This window comes from Mesorhizobium sp. M7A.F.Ca.CA.001.10.2.1, assembly GCF_003998575.1.
Taxonomy (GTDB): Bacteria; Pseudomonadota; Alphaproteobacteria; order Rhizobiales; family Rhizobiaceae; genus Mesorhizobium.
On the sequence record NZ_RZQY01001210.1, the window covers coordinates 1 to 738 of the forward strand.

The following is a 738-nucleotide window of genomic DNA, read 5'->3' on the forward strand; positions in this document are numbered from 1 at the left end:
GCGTGCAGACCCCTTGATATAGAAGCCTTCCGCGAGGGCCATCTGACGCCGGTCTATTTCGGTTCGGCGCTGCGCAATTATGGCGTGCGCGACCTGATCGAGGCACTCGGCGCTTTTGGACCGCCGCCGCGCGCGCAGGAGGCGGACACCCGCAAGGTCGAGGCGACCGAAGAGAAGATGACGTCCTTCGTCTTCAAGATCCAGGCCAACATGGATCCCAATCACCGCGACCGCATTGCCTTCGTCCGCGTCTGTTCGGGTAAGCTCGAGCGCGGCATGAAGGCCAAGCTGGTGCGCACCGGAAAACCGATGTCGTTGTCGGCGCCGCAGTTCTTCTTTGCCCGGACCCGCGTTACCGCTGACGAGGCTTTTGCCGGTGATGTCGTCGGCATCCCCAACCATGGCACGCTGCGCATCGGCGACACGCTGACCGAAGGCGAGGAGATACTGTTCCGCGGCGTTCCGAATTTCGCCCCGGAAATCCTGCGTCGTGTGCGCCTCGGCGACGCGATGAAGGCGAAAAAACTCAAGGAAGCGCTGCACCAGATGGCAGAGGAGGGCGTCGTGCAGCTGTTTTCGCCGGAGGATGGCTCGCCGGCCATCGTCGGCGTCGTCGGCGCGCTGCAGCTCGACGTGCTGAAGGAACGGCTGAACTTCGAATACACGCTGCCGGTCGAATTCGAGATGTCGCGGTTTTCAGTCTGCCGCTGGATATCGGCCGACGACAAAGCCGAGACG

Annotated in this window: 1 protein-coding gene; it reads left to right on the forward strand. The window is 62.9% G+C overall.

The genetic code is table 11. The features are described from left to right. A partial coding sequence (locus EN964_RS36195) for an EF-Tu/IF-2/RF-3 family GTPase (RefSeq protein WP_245490753.1) occupies nucleotides 1-738 on the forward strand: 738 nt, incomplete at both ends.